The sequence below is a fragment of the Paenarthrobacter sp. CC6 genome (assembly GCF_040560085.1).
Classification (GTDB): domain Bacteria; phylum Actinomycetota; class Actinomycetes; order Actinomycetales; family Micrococcaceae; genus Arthrobacter; species Arthrobacter nicotinovorans.
In genome coordinates, this window is record NZ_JARDAN010000022.1 from 16,609 (window position 1) to 33,357 (window position 16,749).

The window sequence follows — 16,749 nt, forward strand, 5'->3', positions numbered from 1 at the left end:
TGCTGGCCAGGGAATTCCTCACGCTCAAAATCGTGTGATCTGGGTCACTGCCCATGCGAGGCGCTGGCGCATGTAGTTAGTTTGCCATATAACTAGTTTATCGAGACACATCTTCACGGGAGGGGTACCAAATGACTGCAGTGGTTATGACCGGGACGAAGGACGCGACTCTTCCGGAAATCTTGAAGGAAGCCCCTGTTTCCACGCCGTCGAAAAGAACCGGGCTTCTTGACCTGGTGTGGACGGCGGCTGCCCGAGTGGAGGGTCTCCAGTGGGAAATGGATGAGGCCGAGGAGTCCTTGGCCCAGGCCATGCGAAGCGCAGTGACGGCAGGAGCAGGCCTGCCGGACCTGGCGATCGCATCCGGGATGAGCTTCGCGGACATCGAGCAGTTAATGGCACAGCAGGTGGCCGGTCCCAAACCTTGAGCAAATCTTGAGATGACCCGGCGTCGTTCTTGAGGACACTGCCCGATGGTTGAACCATCAGCTATTGGAGCTGATGGGAACTTCCAGGAAGGCGACCGAAATGACTGCTCAAATCACCGCCCCGACCAATGGTGCCGGCGAGGCCAACACCGCCCCGGACGTACGTCCCTTTACTGCGGAGGCCAACCATCAGCCGGCGGATTCCCCGGTCCAGGGCCGAGCAGTCGTGACAGTCCGCGAGCAGTTCAACCCTCTTGGTGCGGGGCTGCGGAGTATCTGGCCCCAGTCGGTCGTCGGGTTCTAGGATCTTTTTGGTTTTTCTACGGGCAGGCACCCAGGTGCCTGCCCGTCGTCGTTAATGCCGTGGCATTCACGGGGTACGGGTGGGACGATGGTGTCCATCGGAAACTAAGGAGGCTTGTCATTAAAGAGGAGATGAGGAAGGCTGCCGATGCGGCCGAAGAGGCCTCAAACTCGCGGACCTTCGAGATCGTTGCGCGTGCCGGCTACGCCGTCAGCGGGCTGCTGCACGTCCTCATCGGAGTCATCGCCCTCCAGCTGGCGTTCGGGCGGGGTGGCGAAGCCGATGTGTCAGGAGCGGTGGCCTCGCTGGCCAGCCAACCTGTGGGTCCGGTGCTCCTCTGGGCCTGCTTCGGTGCCTGCGCGGCGCTGGCGTTGTGGCAACTGGGTAACGCCATCCTTGGGGAACGGACCTCCAGCAAGAAACTCACCAAAAGACTGTCCGCCGCAGGCCAGGCGCTCGTGTTCGCGGCCTTGGCGGCGACGATCGTCTCGTTCATCATGGGCCAGGGCAAAAACAGCCGCGAGTCAAGCAGCGATTTCACCCTCACCCTCCTGAGTGCTCCCTTCGGGGTGTTCCTGCTGGTCGCGATCGGTGCAGGCATCGCCATCACGGGCATCGTGTTCGCCGTGCGCGGCTTCCGGCAAACGTTCAAACGGGACATCTCGTTGTCCTCGGAGGAGGCCGTCCGCAAGTTCCAGGTCGGCGTGGGCGTGGTGGGCTACATAGCGAAAGGCATTGCCCTGTTCCTGGTCGGCCTGCTGGTGGTCATCGCCGCAATACGTGCCCAACCGGAGCAATCAACCGGCCTGGATGGAAGCCTGAAGGCGCTGCGGGAGCAGCCATATGGGCCGTACTTGCTGGCCGCCGTCGCCGTCGGGCTGATTGCCTACGGGCTCTTCCTGATGGTCAAGGCCAAGTCCCTCCGGACCTAGCGATTTCCGGTGGGTCCTGCCAAGGGAGCCGAGCACGGTTTAGGGGCCCGGGTGGTGGGTACAGGTCCAATAAACCGTGCGATGAGCCAAACCGTGCGATGGGACACCGGTTCGGTGAATCCTGCGAGCAGGCTACCTGAGAGGGGCAGAATCATGACTCACGACGATCCACGCCGGAATGACGACCCGGAAGCAGGCGGGCATCGCCTCGCCTCCGCGCCCTCGGATCCCCGGAGCGGCTATTACAGGGATGAATTTCCCCGCCAAGAGCAGCAACAGCCAGGCCTGACCAAGCCCCTTGACCCACAGCCCGACCACGGCGAAAAAAGCTACGTTGGGCACGGCCGGCTGCAGGGCAAAACGGCGCTCATAACCGGTGGGGACTCCGGTATCGGTGCCGCAGTGGCCATCGCCTACGCCCGGGAAGGTGCCGATGTAGCCATCAGCTACCTCCCGGAAGAGGAAGAAGACGCGCAATCGACGGCGGACTGGATCCGCGAGTGCGGTGCCCGGGTCCTCCTGCTGCCCGGCGACGCGCGGGACGAAGGCTTTGCCGCCGACATCGTGGAACGCACTGTTCAGGAGCTCGGCGGCCTCAACGTCGTAGTGCTGAACGCGGCCTACCAAAAGAACAGGGAGGGCCTGGAAACGATCCCCACTGAGGAGTTCGACCGCGTCTTCAAGACCAACCTGTACTCCCTCATCTGGACGGCACAAGCGGCCATTCCCCACCTCCGCCCCGGAGCGTCGATCATCGTGACCGCATCCATCCAGGCTTTCAATCCCTCGGCGCAACTGGTGGATTACGCCATGACCAAGGCTGCCCAGGTGGCCTTTACCAAGGCCATGGCCGAGGAACTCGGACCCAAGGGAATCCGCGTCAACGCTGTGGCGCCCGGTCCCATTTGGACTCCGTTGATCCCCGCCACCGAGTGGCCGGACAAGTTGCCCTCATTTGGTCAGGACACGCCCTTGGGCCGTGCCGGACAACCCGCGGAGCTGGCTCCTGCATACGTCCTGCTTGCCTCCGACGAGGGATCCTACATTTCCGGTGCAGTACTGCCCGTGACGGGAGGCAAGGGGCTCTAGGCCGGGGCAGAACCTGCGGTATCCCTTTCCACGGGAATCCACAGTTGGCCACGGCCGTGTGTTCCGCCTGCCTCCACCTGGACGCTGAGCATTTCGGGTCCCGGCGCCCATCGGTACGGGTTGGCCGGGAACCACTCAGTGGCGGCGTCCGCCCACATGCTCTGAAGAACCTCGGGGAACTTTCCCTCGGCTTCGAAGACTACCCACTGTCCGGCGGGGACCCCCAAGGAATCAAGGCCTTCCGGAGCTGCCTTGGTGGAGGCCACAGCATGCCAGTAGTCCAGCTCGCTTCCTTCGGTCCGCTGCTCATTGATGTTGTCGGTGACAGACAGTGGACCTGAGGGGTCCGTGTCAGCCAACTCAAGCAGCCTGGCCGTCAGTGCAGAGTCCAGGCTTCGCTGGAAGTCGATGATCGCCTGGTTGGGCCCCGAGTGTACGAGCGGTACGCGGGCCTTCAAGCCAATCAAGTGGAAAGCTCCCTTATCCACTATGCGGTGTTTCATATCGGTATTCCCTTCAACGCGGAGATGGAACCTCAGTTGAGGTTGGGAATGGAGTACCGCTCCGGGACGCCGGGCCTCTGAGGGTGTCAGCCCATGCATTGCCTTGAAGGCCCGCGTGAACGCCTCGGCCGACCCGTATCCGTAGCGGAAGGCAACGTCCAGCACGGTTGCGCCTTCCAGGATTTCCGCCGTCGCTGCGGTGAGGCGGCGTCGTCGGATGTACTCGGAGATGGGTATCCCTGCCAGTGAGGAGAACATCCTCCTGAAGTGGTATTCGGAGGTCAGTGCGGCCTTGGCCAGCTCGCTTACCTCCGCGGTCGCGGCCAGATCCTGCTCGATGATGGCCATGGCCCGGTTCCACTCCTGCACAGTTGCCTCCATTCCTTGGGAACGACGCTACGCGGCCCTGTCCGCAGATGCCCCGACAATTCATGCCTGAAAATATCAGTGCCTTTCGCCAACGCAAGAACCCGGAGGCTGCAATGCAGTCCTCCGGGTTCTTGCGTTGATTCAGTTATTCACGAGGCGGGAGCCACTACGGCCGGCCTGAGCCTGCTTCTTCATCCGGTTCGGACGAGAACGGCCGGTCAGCCGGGGTGTCTTCCGTGTTCTTGGCGTCGAGTTCGGCATCTGCTGAAGGCACAGTCGACTCGGCGTAGTCACCCTCGGTGTAGTCTCCGCCGGCATCTTCCTTCAGGGTTTCCGGCGACGCTCCTGCGTCTCCGTAATCCCCCTCGGTGTACTGGCCGTCGAGTTCTTCACCGTTGGCATCGCGGTTCTGGTTATTAGCCATGGGTAGCCCTGCGGTTGGTAACGAGGCCGTAGATCAGCAGCACGATGATCGAGCCGCCGATGGCCAGGAGCCAGGTTGTCAGGGAGAAGAATTCCTGCAGGCCCGTGTTGAAGATCAGGCCACCGATCCAACCACCCAGGAGGGCGCCGACGACGCCGAGGATGAGGGTGATGAACCAGCCACCACCCTGGCGGCCGGGGAGAATAAGTTTAGCGATAGCGCCGGCCAAAAGGCCGAGCAGAAGAAAACCAAAGAAACCCATTTTTGTTCCTACTTTCATGTCGATGGAAATTCCACGGACGCGATTAAGCGAGTAAGTTCACCGGGGGCCGATGCTGCGGTGCGGGCATCGCAATGGGGCCCCGGAGGCCCTATGGAATGTAAGGAGAGGAATTGCTCATTCGACTCCGATGTATTTGTTATATCCAGCCAATAAAGCACTCCTGCCAATGGGTCGGACTTGGTACTACATATGCAACGCTAGCCGCTCGCGGCACAAGTAGCAAGTAACCTGACTATCTACTTGTCATGGCCGGGAAGCCGGAAGTGCTGCGAATGGTGCTTTGACCAGCCATGCGGGGCAGTCCCGGTGGGGTTCCCGGCGTGGTTGCGTTCTCCGGCCGTGGAAGGTGCGCAATCCGGCTCTTCGCCACCCGGTAAAGTCCTGCTTTTCCCGGTGCTTGCCGGCAATGCCCATGCGTCACTCCCGGAATATCGAGGCGCCCCTCGATCCCTTTGTTCCAGTAAATGACAATTCGCACGGACAAATCTTTGCTTTTCACCAAGGCGATGGGACCAGCTGAGTGCAGGCCATTACATGGCCCGGTCATTGGGGGCCGGACTATTGGCAGGTGACAGGGCGCGTGGAGCGGGACTAGGGTCGAATAAGAACACCTCTGAAGGAGTGAGTGCCGTGAAAGGTAAAGCATTGTTCGCCGTCGGCGTGGCTGTTGGCTACGTGTGGGGGTCAAAGTCCTGGCCGGAAGTGTACCGGCGGGTCCGCGGAGGCACCGAGAAAGTCCTGAAGAACCCTGAGGTCCAGGAGAACGTCCATCAGGCTGCAGAGACAGTCCAGGAGACCGTTCCGGACATTCTGGAAAATCTGTATGAAGCCGGCAAGAAGCTAATGGAGAAGGCGGAAACCATGTTCCCTGGACACAACTCATCCACGTCCGGTGATCGGGCGGACTCCACTGGCGGCGAGGAGACCAAGGCGGCCACAGTTCCCGTGGCGGCTCCTGCTCCTGCCGTAGCCTCGGACGTCGTGTCCGATCCTGCCCTCGACGACACCACAGGTACGGACTGGACCGATGAGGGCGGCGCGGCGCCGGAAGGCCCGGCAACCAACACGCCACCCCGCCACTAGTAGCTGCAGTCCGTTAACCGCTGTGGTTGACGGCCGTCAGGATGGCCTGGCCCAGTTCACCGGGTTTGGTGAGCTGGGGCCAGTGCCCCGTGGGCAGATCCACGTAGTCAACGTCCCGGATCCGGGCTAGTTCGGCCGTGAAGGGATGCCCGGCGTCCATCCACTCCTTGAGCAGTGACGATGGAAACTCGCACGCGATGATCGTTGCGGGGACGTCGTAGCGGGCAGTGTTCGTGAGGTGTTGCTGGTCGAAGGCGACGCCCTTGGGTTCGGGAATCGCCCGGGCGCGGAAGACTGCTTTCAGCTCGTCGGTGAGGTCCACGAGATCCTCATCTTCGAATGCTTCCCACGGCGGGAGGGGTATCCCGTCGCCGTCGTCCGGTAGTTCATCATTGATGACCCCGCCCTCACCCAGCGGCCCGCTGTCCACATAGATGGCGCGGGCTATGCGGTCCGGACGGGCGTCAGCCACGCCATGAATAATGGCGCCCCCGCCCGAGTGACCCACCAGGACCACTTTCCCGTCCAGCGAATCCACCTTGTCCACGACGGCATCGATGTGTGTTCGAAGGCCGATGCCCGCCCGGGGTGCGTCCGCCGATTCCAAGCCTGGCAAGGTGAGCGGATGGACCCGATGCCCTGCTTCCACCAGGGCCGGCGTCACCCCATCCCACGACGATGCGTCCAACCAAAAACCGGGTACGAGGATGATGTCCATGCGGGTACCCTACGGGAGGCCGACGACACTTTGTAGTGTTCATCAGTTCTCACGCCAGGGCTTCGCCGCATCCTTCTCCCCGCCGTGTTCCCCCTCCCGCGGGACTCAGCCTCATGGAGGGGGTTGACGGGCATCACATTAACGCGTCATAGTTTTCGTATACGATTTCGTACTCGATAACTGGGGCGATCAGATAATTATCAGGAGGAGGCGCCGTGACACTGGAGTTCCGGACCGAGGAAGTCAGCCAGGACATGCTGGCCCGGACGCGCAAGGTCATTGCGGTCCACATCAATTACCCCAGCCGTGCCGCGCAGCGTGGACGTACCCCGCAGCAGCCGTCGTACTTCCTGAAGCCTTCCTCGTCCTTGGCGCTCGGTTCGGCTGAGGCCCCCGGCATTGTTGAACGTCCGGCAGGTTGTGAATTGCTGGGCTACGAGGGCGAGATCGCGCTTATCATCGGCAAGTCCGCCCGTCGTGTCGGCCTTGAGGATGCATGGAGCCACGTCGAGTGGGTGACCGCGTCCAACGACCTCGGCGTCTACGACCTCCGCTACGCGGACAAGGGCTCCAATGTCCGGTCCAAGGGCGGCGACGGATTTACCCCCGTTGGCCCGGCGCTGATCCCTGCCGACGCCGTTGATCCCGCTGCCCTAACCATCCGCACCTGGCACAACGGCGAGTTGGTCCAGGACGACACCACCGAGGACCTGCTCTTCCCGTTCGGGCGGCTCGTCGCGGACCTTTCCCAGCTGCTCACGCTCGAAGAGGGCGACATCATCCTCACCGGCACCCCCGCCGGCGCCTCCGTTGCCAAGCCCGGTGACGTCGTCGAAATTGAGGTCACCGGCGGTGGGTTCAGCAGCGGCCGCCTGACCACCAAAGTCACGGAAGGTACGACGCCGTTCGCGGACTTTGGTGCCCGGCCCAAGGCTGATGACATGCAGCGGGAAGAGGCGTACGGATCGCGCGAAGCCGCCGGACTTCAGGCTTCGGAACCGGCGGCTGCCGTTTCCGTGCTGACTCCGGAACTGAAATCAAAACTCGAGTCTGTTGCCACCGCCACCCTGTCGTCCCAGCTGCGCAAGCGCGGACTCAACAACGTGAGCATTGACGGACTGCAGGCCACCCAACCCGACCGCAAAGTGGTGGGCCTGGCCCGGACCCTGCGCTACGTGCCCAACCGCGAGGACCTCTTCAAGACCCACGGCGGCGGCTTCAACGCCCAGAAGCGCGCGATCGACTCCGTGAACGAAGGCGAAATCCTGGTGATGGAAGCCCGCGGCGAGAAAGGCACCGGCACAGTCGGGGACATCCTGGCGCTGCGTGCCCAGGTCCGGGGGGCCGCTGCAATCATTACCGACGGCGGCGTCCGCGACTACTCGGCAGTCGCTGACCTGGAGATGCCTACGTACTTCGCCAATCCGCACCCGGCAGTCCTCGGACGCCGGCACATTCCCTGGGACACGGACATCACCATCGCCTGCGGGGGAGCCACCGTCCAGCCCGGGGACATCATCGTGGCCGACTCGGACGGCATCCTGGTGATCCCGCCGGCCATCGCCGAGGAACTCGTGGACGACTGCATCGCCCAGGAAAAGGAAGAGACGTTCATCTTCCAGATGGTCCAGGAAGGCAACAGCGTTGATGGGCTGTATCCGATGAACGCCGAATGGCAGGCCCGCTACCAGGAATGGTCAGCCCGCCGGCATGCCGCGGAAGGAGCCCACAGTGACTGAAACCGCCGTCGAAAGTGCCGCCCAAAGCAAGTCCCAGCAGGCCTATACCGCCGTCAAAGCGCGGATCGTCGAGGGGACCTACACGCCGGGTTACCGGCTGGTGCTCGCAAAGATCGCCGAAGATCTGGGCTTCAGCGTGGTCCCGGTCCGGGAGGCGATCCGCCGGCTGGAGGCCGAAGGACTGGTGAAGTTCGAACGGAACGTGGGAGCCACGGTCTCCGGGATCGACCCCACCGAGTACCTCTACACGATGCAGACCTTGAGCATCGTGGAAGGTGCCGCCACGGCATTGTCGGCTCCGCTGATCGATTCGGTTGCGATTGCCCGGGCACGTGCTGTGAACGAAGAGATGCGTGAGTGCCTGGAACACTTCGATCCCGTCCGCTTCACGGCCTTGAACCAGGACTTCCACAGTGTCCTCTTTGAACACTGCCCGAACCCGCACATCCTCGACCTGGTCCACCGGGGCTGGAACCGGTTGGCCTCGCTGAGGTCCTCCACGTTCCGGTTCGTCCCCGGCCGCGCCCAGGAATCAGTCCGCGAACACGAAGCACTGCTGCAGCTCATCGAGTCCGGAGCAGACGCCGACACCATCGAAAAAGCAGCCCGCCAACACCGCGCCGCCACCCTCGACGCATACCTCTCCACCACCACCTAAAAGCAACCCGGGGTCACTTATGGCCCATAAACCCACCTCGAATGGGCCATAAGTGACCCCGCGTTGGAAGAAAAGGAAGACAACGATGACGACCTCGGTAGAAACCAACAAGCATTACATTCCCGAAAACCTGCCCACCCATATCCAGCACTTCATCAACGGCGAGTTCGTTGACTCCGTGTCCGGTAAGACCTTCGACGTCCTGGATCCGGTCTCCAACGGCAATTACGCCACCGCGGCTGCCGGCCAGAAGGAAGACATCGACCTCGCCGTGGCCGCCGCCCGCGAAGCCTTCAAGAACGGCCCGTGGCCGAAGATGAAGCCGCGCGAACGTGCCCGCGTCCTGAACAAGATCGCCGACGCCGTTGAAGCGCAGGAAGCACGCCTCGCCGAGCTGGAGACGTTCGATACCGGCCTGCCGATCACACAGGCAAAGGGCCAGGCCCTGCGCGCCGCCGAGAACTTCCGCTTCTTCGCGGACCTGATCGTGGCCCAGTTCGACGACGCCATGAAGGTTCCGGGCTCGCAGATCAACTACGTGAACCGCAAGCCGATCGGCGTCGCAGGCCTCATCACGCCGTGGAACACGCCCTTCATGCTGGAGTCCTGGAAGCTCGCCCCGGCTTTGGCAACGGGCAACACCGTGGTCCTCAAGCCTGCCGAGTTCACGCCGCTCTCTGCGTCGCTGTGGGCGCAGATTTTCAAGGACGCCGGCCTGCCTGATGGCGTGTTCAACCTGGTGAACGGCCTGGGTGAAGAAGCCGGCGATGCACTGGTGAAGCACCCGGACGTGCCGCTGATTTCCTTCACCGGCGAGACCACCACGGGCCAGACGATCTTCCGCAACGCAGCCGCCAACCTCAAAGGCCTGTCCATGGAACTCGGCGGCAAGTCCCCGTGCGTCGTGTTCGCCGACGCCGACCTGGACGCTGCGATCGACTCGGCACTGTTCGGGGTGTTCTCCCTCAACGGAGAACGCTGCACCGCCGGCTCCCGCATCCTGGTTGAGCGCGCCATCTACGACGAATTCTGCGAAAAGTACGCAGCCCGGGCCAAGAACATCGTGGTGGGCGATCCCCACGATCCCAAGACCCAGGTCGGCGCACTCGTCCACCCGGAGCACTACGACAAGGTGGCATCGTACGTGGAGATCGGCAAGTCCGAAGGCCGGCTCCTGGCCGGTGGCGGCAGGCCCGACCACCTGCCTGAAGGCAACTACATCGCACCCACGGTGTTTGCCGACGTCGAGCCTGACGCGCGGATCTTCCAGGAGGAAATCTTCGGTCCCGTCGTGGCCATCACGCCCTTCGAGAACGACGACGAAGCCCTCGCCTTGGCGAACAACACCAAGTACGGCCTGGCGGCCTACATCTGGACCCAGAACCTGACCCGGGCCCACAACTTCTCCCAGAACGTCGAAGCCGGCATGGTCTGGCTCAACAGCCACAACGTCCGCGACCTCCGCACCCCGTTCGGCGGCGTCAAAGCCTCCGGCCTGGGCCACGAAGGCGGCTACCGTTCCATCGACTTCTACACCGACCAGCAGGCCGTGCACATCACGCTCGGTTCGGTCCACACACCCAAATTCGGCGCCTAAACTCGGAGTTTTTGTACAGATAACGCCCCTAAAACCCGTTCTAAAGGGCCGTACCTGTACAAAAAATCCATCCAAATGACCCCTTTCAACGAAGAGAGAATCCCATGAGCAACCCATTCACCGGCCCCATCCCCACTCCCACAGTCCCGGCTCCGGATATCGTCCGCTGCGCGTACCTGGAACTCGTAGTCACGGACCTGGAGAAGTCCCGCGCGTTCTACGTGGACCTGCTGGGCCTGCACGTCACCGAAGAGGACGAGAACACCATCTACCTGCGCTCCTTCGAGGAGTTCATCCACCACAACCTGGTCCTCCGCAAGGGCCCGGTCGCCGCAGCTGCTGCCTTCGCCTACCGTGTGAAGTCCCCGGCCGAGGTCGACGCCGCCGAGGCCTACTACCGCGAGCTGGGTTGCCGCGTTGAGCGCCGCAAGGAGGGCTTCACAAAGGGCGTGGGCGACTCCGTCCGCGTCGAGGATCCGCTGGGCTTCCCGTACGAGTTCTTCTACGACGTCGAGCACGTCGAACGCCTCACCCAGCGCTACGACCTCTACTCCGCCGGGGAACTGGTCCGCCTGGACCACTTCAACCAGGTCACCCCGGACGTTCCCCGCGGCCGTAAGTACCTGGAGGACCTCGGCTTCCGCGTTTCCGAGGACATCAAGGATTCCGACGGCGTCACTTACGCCGCGTGGATGCACCGCAAGCAGACCGTGCACGATACCGCCCTGACCGGCGGCAACGGACCCCGCCTGCACCACATCGCGTTCTCCACGCACGAGAAGCACAACATCATCCAGATCTGCGACAAGATGGGTGCCCTGCGCATCTCGGACCGGATCGAACGCGGTCCCGGACGCCACGGTGTGTCCAACGCGTTCTACCTTTACATCCTTGACCCGGATGGCCACCGTGTGGAGATCTACACGCAGGACTACTACACCGGCGATCCCGACAACCCCACCGTCACCTGGGACGTCCACGACAACCAGCGCCGCGACTGGTGGGGCAACCCCGTGGTCCCGTCCTGGTACACCGAGGCCTCCCTGGTCTTGGACCTCGCCGGCAACCCGCAGCCCATCATCGAGCGCGAAGACAAGTCCGAAATGGCCGTCACCGTGGGCGCCGACGGGTTCTCCTACACCCGTCCCGAGGGCGCTTCAGATACGGCGGAGGGCTTCAAGCTGGGAGCCCAGGTCTAGGCCATGTTGGACGCGAAGACGATCGAAGCCATTGCCGACGAGCTCCTCGAAGCCGGCCGGAACCGTAAACCGGTCCCGCGCCTGACCGCGCGTTACCCCGACATGACGGTGGAGGACTCCTACGCCGTGCAGCAGCTATGGATGCGGCGGAACGAGGAAGCCGGACGCACGTTGGTGGGGCGCAAGATCGGCCTCACGTCCAAAGCCATGCAAGCTGCCACCGGCATCACCGAGCCCGACTACGGCGCCATTTTCGATGACATGGTCCTGGAGACCGGCTGTTCCGTGGAGTGGGACAAGTACACCCATCCACGGGTGGAGGTGGAGCTGGCCTTCGTGCTGAAGTCCGGCCTCAAGGGGCCCGGCTGCACTATTTTCGATGTCCTCAATGCCACCGACTACGTGGTTCCGGCCCTCGAAATCCTGGACTCCAGGATCGAAATGGAGGGCCGGACCATCGTGGACACCATCTCCGACAACGCCGCGATGGGGGCCATGGTGGTGGGTGGACGACCGGTGCGGCCTGACGCCGTCGACCTCCGCTGGGTATCCGCGATCCTGTACAAGAACCAGACCGTCGAGGAGACCGGAGTCGCGGCCGGCGTGCTCGACCACCCGGCCAATGGAGTGCACTGGCTGGCCAACAAGATCGCCGCGCACGGGGATTCGATGAAGGCCGGAGATATCATCCTGGCGGGCTCGTTTACCCGCCCCCTGTGGGTGTACAAAGGTGATACCGTGCACGCGGATTACGGACCGTTGGGAGTCGTGACATGTCACTTCAGCTGAACCCCACCTTCTACTCGGCCCTCTCAGACGCAGGTCGCCCCTTGGCCGGGATGTGGGTCTGCTCCGGTAGCCCGCTGGTGGCGGAAATCTGCGCCGGTTCAGGTCTGGACTGGGTGTTGATCGACGCGGAGCACAGTCCCAACGGCCTCGAATCGATCCTTGCCCAGCTCCACGCCGTCAGCGGTTACCCCGTGCAGGCCATGGTCCGGCCACCGGTCAATGACACCGTGGTCATCAAGCAGTACCTGGACCTCGGCGTGCAGAACCTGCTGATCCCCATGGTGAACTCTGCGTTTGAGGCAGCCTCTGCGGTTACTGCTGTACGGTACCCGCCGCATGGTGTTCGCGGCGTCGGATCCGCACTGGCCCGGGCTTCACGGTGGAACCGCGTCCCGGACTATCTGGCTGCTGCTTCCGAGTCCATCAGCCTCACGGTCCAGATCGAATCCGAGGCTGCGGCCTCGGCCGTGGAGGAGATCCTGGCCGTCGACGGCGTGGATGGCATCTTCCTCGGCCCCTCGGACCTCGCCGCGTCCATGGGCCTGCTGGGACAGCAGGAGAATCCCTTGGTGAGGGCCGTCGTCGAGCATTGCCTGGAAGCCGCTAAAGCGGCCGGCAAGCCTGCCGGCGTGAACGCCTTCAACCCTGATACCGCCCGTGCCTATCTCGACGCCGGTGCCTCCTTTGTGCTGGTCGGTGCCGATGTGGCGGTGCTGGCCCGCGAGTCGGAGAGGTTTGCCAAGACGTTCATCCCCGTGCCCGAAGCGGCGGAGCGCGACAGCTACTGACAGCTACTGGACCAGAGGGGGTGGGCTAGGCTGGACGGCACGAGAGCCTGAGGGGGCAGAGCCATGAAACGCCGTGTCGTCGCTACAGTTGCCGTTGTTGCCGCGTTGGGGCTGGCCGGTTGTTCGTCGCCAACAGGTCCGGACGTCCTGGCCAGGGAAGCGACGGCGGAGGACCAGCTTCCGGAGCCCGTGAGCCTCACCGGAGTGGATCTTGAGGTCGAGCCGGGGTCGGCCCGTTTGTTGGCTACCCATGATGACGTGAAGTACTACGGGGCCAAGAGCAAGACAGGCGGATCCGCTTGCCTGTATGCGGTGCCGGTCGGACTCCCGGAGCGATGGAGGGCAGGCTGCGCGGCGGTTGCCACAGGTGAGGAGATCCTCACCCTCACTGTGTTTGACGGTTCACAAGCGAAGCTCATCAACGATAACGTCGACGCCGGCCAAGCGAAGTACCAAGGCTGGAGCCAGATCCAAAAGAATGTGCTGATCCGCCCCGCTGACCGATCCTGAGCTACTTGCGCGCCATGTACCACTCGGTGAATTCACGGGCGCGGCCGTCGTCGGCGAAACGGATCACCCAAAGGTTGTCATAGGTAGGCTCACCGTTGAGGTATGTGGTCACGCCTTGGACGAAAGCGGTATCGCCGTCCTGCCCCAGGAGTGTCCATTCGAAGGTCCAGTCCTCAGGCTTGTCGCCTGCGTCTGCCCACGCCTTGACGATCTCTTCGTGGCCATTCCACGGTTTCTCCGTGTTGGGTTTGTCGAAGTAGGTGGCGTCCTCGGTGAAGAGCGCCCGGATGTCGTCAGGCTCGTTCGAGGTCCATGCGCGTTCGTACCGGTCCATCCAGGAGTTCACGTCGTTGGTCATGTACCCGTTCTACCCTCCGCTGGGGTGGGGTTCAACGGGTGCCCAGCCGGGGACGGCCAGGCGGGGAGGGCCAGCCGGGCGTACTAGGCCGGGCGTGCGATTCCCCGGGTTGCCCGGCGGATATGGTCCGGAGTGAGCCCCGTCAGTGACGCGAGTTCCAGATCATCACACACGTGGTTTCGGAGTGCCATCACAATCAGGGCTTCCCGCCGCTCCGTGATCTGTTCGCGGTGCCTCTCGGCCGCACGAAGCTCACGGCTTTTGGTCTTCAACGCAGCCAACTGGGCTTGCCGGGGAAGTCCGCTCGGATGGAGATCGTCATAAGCCAAAGCGATGGTTCGGACGGTGCGGAGATTCTCGCCAGTCGCTGCGGAAATGGTCGCGAACCCCAACCCGTCTTCCACAGCTTGCGCAATCAACTCGTTCCTGGCGGCGGTGAGGTTGCGGATAGCGCTGGAAGCATGGCTCAGGAGTTGCCGGTGCAGGGCCAGTGCATGCACGAGTTTGGCGCGTTCCACGTGAGTCGGAGCCTCGGTTCGTGGTGCACGGGCGCGGTATGAGTACCGGGCTGTGGTTGACCGGGTATGGGTTGGCATGGGCTACCTTTCGGTCACGAACGGGCGCTGCGCGGACACTTCCAACCCTTCGAATCTAGGCGGAGTCCAGCAAACCGCGGAAATACCAATACCGCGTGAACCCATAAGCAAAGTGCATGGGTGTGGTGCCGCCTTCGGTCATAAGACTCCCTTATAGATCCACGCACATTAGGTCTTATCCAGAGCCCCCTTTCAGTCCTTAGTCTCGAAAAAGGGATCCGCGAATCCGCGCGTCCCGGGTTCCACATTCCTGGAGGAGACATGTCCGAGTTCCTGCCGGCGTCGAGGGTCAGCCGCATCAAGGCCTCAGCCAGCGTCGCCGCTGCCGCCCGCGTCCGCGAACTGAAAGCCGAAGGCGTCCAAATCATCGACCTCACGGTCGGCGAGCCGGATTTCGACACCCCTGACCACATCAAGGCCGCCGCCATCAAGGCAATCAACGCCGGCGAGACGAAGTACACGTCGGTCACTGGCACCCTTGAGCTGCAGGCCGCCATCCTGAACAAGATCGAGCGGGACGCCGGACATCGCTATGACGCCAAGCAGCTCACCATCGGTGGCGGAGCGAAGCAGGTCCTTTACGTGGCACTGATGGCATCGCTCAACCAGGGCGACGAAGTGATCGTCCCCGCGCCGTACTGGGTTTCCTACCCGGACATGGTCCTGGCCAATGACGGCACTCCGGTGATTGTCCCGTGCGGCGAGGATACGGGCTTCAAGCTCACACCGGCCGCACTGGAGGCGGCCATCACACCCAAAACCAAGTGGCTCATCCTCAACGCTCCGTCCAACCCGACCGGGGCCGTCTACACGCGTGAGGAACTGCAGGAGCTCGGGGAGGTCCTCGGGAAGAATCCGCACGTCTTCATCCTCACCGACGAGATCTACGACGAAGTCCACTTCGGCGACGGCCGCGTGACCAGCCTGGTCACAGCCGTCCCGGCGCTCAAGGACCGCGTCCTGTTGGTCAACGGAGTTTCCAAGGCCTATGCCATGACCGGTTGGCGGCTCGGCTACGGAGTGGGTCCAGTACCCCTGATTGCGGCCATGAACAAACTGCAGTCGCAGACGTCGTCGTGCCCGTCGTCCATCAGCCAGGCCGCAGCAGTCGCGGCGCTGAACGGTGACCAGTCCTTCGTCCGTGACTCGGTGGAGGTCTACCGCAAACGCCGGGACGCCGCCGTCGAGGGCCTCAACGCCATCAATGGCCTGTCCGTTGCGCCGGCCGAAGGCGCCTTCTACGCGTATGTGAACTGCTCAGGCGTAATCGGCAAAACCGCGCCCGACGGCAAGGTCATCGGGAACGACCAGGACTTTACGCTCTACCTGTTGGACGCCGCCCGCGTGGCCGTCATCCAGGGCTCGGCCTACGGTTTGGGTCCCTACTTCCGGATCTCCTTCGCTACCTCGCTGGAGACCATCAACGCCGGTGTGGACTCGATCCGCGATGCCGTCAACGCCCTCAACTAGAAAGATCCAGACAATGATCCACGTCAAGACCAAGTTCGAGCGCCCCGACGCCGATGTCGTCAGCCGCCTCGCCAAGTTTTCCTCTGCCACCATCCACGAAGCACAGGGCCGCCGCGGCGCGCTGAGCTCCAGGATCAAGCCAATCGACCGTTCCATGTCCTTCTGCGGCCCGGCCGTCACTGTCGCCTGCGCACCACAGGACAACCTCATGCTCCAGGTCGCCATCCACTATGCCCAGGCCGGCGATGTGGTCCTGGTCGGCGCGCAGGAAATGGCCGAGGCCGGCACGTTCGGCGATGTCCTGGGCAACGCGATGAAAGCCAAGGGGATCGCTGCCATGGTCACTGATTCCGGCGTGCGGGATACCCAGGACTTGATTGAACTCGGCCTTCCCGTGTTCTCCGGCAGCGTCAGTATCAAGGGCACCGTCAAGGAAACCCTCGGCCCGATCAACCACCCCATCGTCTTCGGCGACGAAATCATCTACCCGGGCGACATCCTCCGCGGCGACGCTGACGGCGTTGTGGTGGTCCGCCGCGAAGAGGCCGAGGAAGTCATTGCGCTGTCCCAAGCACGCGATGACCACGAGCGCGAACTCATCAAGCTCTACCACGACGGCGGCAACACCATTGAGCTCTGCGGACTGACGGAGAAGCTCAAGGAAAAGGGCCTCCTGGTAGAGGACTGATCTTCGGCGAAGGGGCCGGCCGCGCGTCCGTGGCGTTGCGGCCGGCCCTTTGGCGTGCCCGTTTACGGCACGAGCGGTTTGCGGCAAGACTGGTTTGTGGCACGATCAGGGCCGCGGGCATGAAAAAGGCGCCCTTGCCGGGGGCAGGGCGCCTTGGTGCGGTCGAGTTAAGCGGTCCGGTGCAGAGGCGGTGGAAGTACGACGGCGGGTGGCCGGGTCTGGCG

Annotated in this window: 20 protein-coding genes; 14 read left to right on the top strand and 6 right to left on the bottom strand. The window is 63.1% G+C overall.

Going from position 1 to position 16,749, the window contains the following annotated elements:
• Positions 1-131: 131 nt before the first annotated feature.
• From PV760_RS18450 to PV760_RS18465, 4 genes are all read left to right on the top strand, one after another.
• Positions 132-428, top strand: a complete 297-nt coding sequence (locus tag PV760_RS18450) for a hypothetical protein (protein WP_110506052.1) — start codon at positions 132-134, stop codon at positions 426-428.
• A gap of 100 nt (positions 429-528) precedes the next feature.
• Positions 529-732, top strand: coding sequence for a hypothetical protein (locus PV760_RS18455; RefSeq protein WP_026267449.1), 204 nt, complete (start codon positions 529-531; stop codon positions 730-732).
• Positions 733-863: 131 nt separating this feature from the next.
• On the top strand, positions 864-1,664 hold the full coding sequence (locus tag PV760_RS18460) for a DUF1206 domain-containing protein (protein WP_018779800.1): 801 nt from the start codon (positions 864-866) through the stop codon (positions 1,662-1,664).
• 153 nt (positions 1,665-1,817) lie between these two features.
• Complete coding sequence (locus tag PV760_RS18465; protein WP_354628413.1) at positions 1,818-2,753, top strand: SDR family oxidoreductase; 936 nt, start codon at positions 1,818-1,820, stop codon at positions 2,751-2,753.
• Here PV760_RS18465 and PV760_RS18470 read toward each other — a convergent pair.
• The 3 genes from PV760_RS18470 to PV760_RS18480 form a co-directional block, all read right to left on the bottom strand.
• Positions 2,750-3,625 carry an AraC family transcriptional regulator gene (locus tag PV760_RS18470; protein WP_354628414.1) on the bottom strand — a complete coding sequence of 292 codons (876 nt, stop codon included), beginning with the start codon at positions 3,623-3,625 and terminating at the stop codon, positions 2,750-2,752. The two genes, PV760_RS18465 and PV760_RS18470, sit on opposite strands and share 4 nt — an antisense overlap.
• A 166-nt stretch (positions 3,626-3,791) precedes the next feature.
• The gene (locus PV760_RS18475) at positions 3,792-4,049 is read right to left on the bottom strand and encodes a hypothetical protein (protein WP_064723438.1); all 258 of its coding nucleotides are present in this window, start codon (positions 4,047-4,049) and stop codon (positions 3,792-3,794) included.
• Positions 4,042-4,311, bottom strand: a complete 270-nt coding sequence (locus PV760_RS18480) for a GlsB/YeaQ/YmgE family stress response membrane protein (protein ID WP_018779804.1) — start codon at positions 4,309-4,311, stop codon at positions 4,042-4,044. Before PV760_RS18480 ends, PV760_RS18475 begins: the two co-directional genes overlap by 8 nt.
• A 651-nt stretch (positions 4,312-4,962) precedes the next feature.
• Between PV760_RS18480 and PV760_RS18485 the strand changes: the two genes are divergently transcribed.
• On the top strand, positions 4,963-5,415 hold the full coding sequence (locus PV760_RS18485) for a hypothetical protein (protein ID WP_018779805.1): 453 nt from the start codon (positions 4,963-4,965) through the stop codon (positions 5,413-5,415).
• Positions 5,416-5,428: 13 nt separating this feature from the next.
• On the opposite strand, the gene PV760_RS18490 is transcribed toward PV760_RS18485, so the two are convergent.
• On the bottom strand, positions 5,429-6,133 hold the full coding sequence (locus tag PV760_RS18490) for an alpha/beta fold hydrolase (protein ID WP_018779806.1): 705 nt from the start codon (positions 6,131-6,133) through the stop codon (positions 5,429-5,431).
• 254 nt (positions 6,134-6,387) lie between these two features.
• Between PV760_RS18490 and PV760_RS18495 the strand changes: the two genes are divergently transcribed.
• The 7 genes from PV760_RS18495 (at position 6,388) to PV760_RS18525 (ending at position 13,413) form a co-directional block, all read left to right on the top strand.
• Positions 6,388-7,872 carry a fumarylacetoacetate hydrolase family protein gene (locus PV760_RS18495; RefSeq protein WP_502921449.1) on the top strand — a complete coding sequence of 495 codons (1,485 nt, stop codon included), beginning with the start codon at positions 6,388-6,390 and terminating at the stop codon, positions 7,870-7,872.
• Positions 7,865-8,530, top strand: a complete 666-nt coding sequence (locus tag PV760_RS18500) for a GntR family transcriptional regulator (RefSeq protein WP_018779808.1) — start codon at positions 7,865-7,867, stop codon at positions 8,528-8,530. Before PV760_RS18495 ends, PV760_RS18500 begins: the two co-directional genes overlap by 8 nt.
• Positions 8,531-8,615: 85 nt before the next feature.
• Entirely contained in the window at positions 8,616-10,127 is a 1,512-nt protein-coding gene (gene hpaE, locus PV760_RS18505) for a 5-carboxymethyl-2-hydroxymuconate semialdehyde dehydrogenase (RefSeq protein ID WP_354628416.1), read from the top strand.
• Positions 10,128-10,231: 104 nt separating this feature from the next.
• Entirely contained in the window at positions 10,232-11,326 is a 1,095-nt protein-coding gene (gene hpaD / locus PV760_RS18510; RefSeq protein WP_354628417.1) for a 3,4-dihydroxyphenylacetate 2,3-dioxygenase, read from the top strand.
• A 3-nt stretch (positions 11,327-11,329) separates the two neighbouring features.
• On the top strand, positions 11,330-12,115 hold the full coding sequence (hpaH, locus tag PV760_RS18515) for a 2-oxo-hept-4-ene-1,7-dioate hydratase (protein WP_018779811.1): 786 nt from the start codon (positions 11,330-11,332) through the stop codon (positions 12,113-12,115).
• A complete protein-coding gene (locus PV760_RS18520) occupies positions 12,100-12,903 on the top strand; it encodes an HpcH/HpaI aldolase family protein (protein ID WP_079582401.1) in 804 nt (267 codons plus the stop codon). Before hpaH ends, PV760_RS18520 begins: the two co-directional genes overlap by 16 nt.
• A gap of 63 nt (positions 12,904-12,966) precedes the next feature.
• Positions 12,967-13,413: a hypothetical protein gene (locus tag PV760_RS18525; protein WP_354628418.1), complete on the top strand. Its 447-nt coding sequence runs from the start codon at positions 12,967-12,969 to the stop codon at positions 13,411-13,413.
• A 1-nt stretch (position 13,414) separates the two neighbouring features.
• Here the strand turns inward: PV760_RS18525 and PV760_RS18530 are convergent, their stop codons facing one another.
• Both PV760_RS18530 and PV760_RS18535 read right to left on the bottom strand, forming a co-directional pair.
• Positions 13,415-13,771, bottom strand: a complete 357-nt coding sequence (locus tag PV760_RS18530; RefSeq protein ID WP_193590207.1) for a nuclear transport factor 2 family protein — start codon at positions 13,769-13,771, stop codon at positions 13,415-13,417.
• An 83-nt stretch (positions 13,772-13,854) separates the two neighbouring features.
• Complete coding sequence (locus PV760_RS18535; RefSeq protein WP_354628419.1) at positions 13,855-14,367, bottom strand: hypothetical protein; 513 nt, start codon at positions 14,365-14,367, stop codon at positions 13,855-13,857.
• Positions 14,368-14,628: 261 nt separating this feature from the next.
• On the opposite strand from PV760_RS18535, the gene PV760_RS18540 reads away from it, so the two are divergent.
• Both PV760_RS18540 and PV760_RS18545 read left to right on the top strand, forming a co-directional pair.
• Positions 14,629-15,837: an aspartate transaminase gene (locus tag PV760_RS18540; RefSeq protein WP_354628420.1), complete on the top strand. Its 1,209-nt coding sequence runs from the start codon at positions 14,629-14,631 to the stop codon at positions 15,835-15,837.
• A 13-nt stretch (positions 15,838-15,850) separates the two neighbouring features.
• Positions 15,851-16,525, top strand: coding sequence for a 4-carboxy-4-hydroxy-2-oxoadipate aldolase/oxaloacetate decarboxylase (locus tag PV760_RS18545; RefSeq protein ID WP_018779817.1), 675 nt, complete (start codon positions 15,851-15,853; stop codon positions 16,523-16,525).
• The last annotated feature ends 224 nt before the right edge of the window (positions 16,526-16,749 follow it).